Raw genomic sequence first — 625 nt, 5'->3', positions numbered from 1 at the left:
GACCGAGCGTGCGTCCCGCCGGATAGCGGCAGCCCGGGCGGCGGCGATGACGGCCCGGGTCCCGGCGCCATTGAAGGTCCCGGTATCGGCCGCCAGTTCCTCATCGACCGCGGCCCGGTCTTCCACGCTCAGGCACGCTGTTTCCTTCACGACGTGGATGGTGCGTTCTTCGTTGAGCTGGCCAGTGTCCAGGGCGGCCAGGGTGTGGGGCATCTCGGTGACCAGGGCCTTGGCCATGCCGAGGAACCGGCCGCCGCGGTGCGGGGACTCGCCCCGGGCCAGGGCGATCTGCTCGGCCGCACCCAGGGTCTGTGCCTTGGGACGTTTCTTGCCCAGGTCCCCGGCCGCCAGGGTGCCGGGCTTGGCCTGCCCGGCGTTGTCCGCCTGTGGTTCGCCGTTGGCGTGTTCCTCACGGTGGCGGAGCTCGAAGGCGACGGCTAGCCGGGCCTGCTGGCCGTCGGCCCAGCATTTGAGGTTCTCCAGCGCCCGGGTCTGGTCGATCAGTCCCGCACTGTCGGCGCTGAGGTCGGCCCGCACCAGGACAGCAGCGGCCGCGACCCGGTCCTCCACGCCCGCCCGCGGCGCTCCGTTCCCGCGCCCATCAGTGCCGGTGGCGGCGCCCCCG

1 pseudogene is annotated in these 625 nt (G+C 73.1%); it reads right to left on the bottom strand.

The features are described from left to right. Window positions 1–570 (bottom strand): annotated as a pseudogene (locus ARGLB_RS20195) (hypothetical protein); the annotation flags it as partial. Between the last annotated feature and the right edge of the window lie 55 nt (window positions 571–625).

Origin of the sequence: Arthrobacter globiformis NBRC 12137, from assembly GCF_000238915.1 — a bacterium.
Lineage (GTDB): Bacteria > Actinomycetota > Actinomycetes > Actinomycetales > Micrococcaceae > Arthrobacter > Arthrobacter globiformis.
Note: the sequence above shows the minus strand (reverse complement) of the source record. Positions and strands in the feature narration are given on the sequence as shown.